Source organism: Pseudomonas fluorescens (assembly GCF_902498195.1).
GTDB classification, from domain to species: domain Bacteria; phylum Pseudomonadota; class Gammaproteobacteria; order Pseudomonadales; family Pseudomonadaceae; genus Aquipseudomonas; species Aquipseudomonas fluorescens_BU.
Genome location: NZ_CABVIY010000030.1, coordinates 1 through 515, shown reverse-complemented (window position 1 = coordinate 515; position 515 = coordinate 1). Strand labels below are relative to the sequence as shown.

The following is a 515-nucleotide window of genomic DNA, read 5'->3' as shown; positions in this document are numbered from 1 at the left end:
CTGTATGGCTATTTCCAGCGGATCCGCTCATCCCGTCGTCTCGAAGCCGAATGCCAGCGCAACATCGAAGTCATGTGGTTACTCAACCGCCTCAAACCCGATTTCAAGACCATTGCCGACTTTCGTAAGAACAACAAACAAGCGTTCAGTGCAACGTGTCGGGTCTTCGTTCAGTTCTGCCGTACGGTCGGTTTGATTGCTGGCGACCTGGTTGCCATTGATGGCAGTAAATTTCAGGCGGTAGCCTCTTCGCGGCGCCATCTGAACATGAAACAACTCAAGCGCCAGCAGGAAAAACTGGATAAGCGCATCGCCCAGTATCTGGCTGAACTGGATGAGGCCGATAAAGCCGAAGCGGGTGAAACCATTGATCGCAGCGCCATCAAGACAGCGCTGGAGCAACTTGAAGCTCGGCAACTGAACAATCTGACCTGCCAGGCGCTGATGAAGTCGATGGGGATCGAGCAGTTCAACACCGGCGAAAGCGATGCCCGAATGATGCGCACGCCCAAAGG

General features: G+C 54.2%; 1 protein-coding gene. It reads left to right on the top strand.

Going from position 1 to position 515, the window contains the following annotated elements:
- On the top strand, nucleotides 1–515 hold a 515-nt coding region (locus tag F8N66_RS31385; RefSeq protein WP_150773748.1), incomplete at both ends, for a transposase.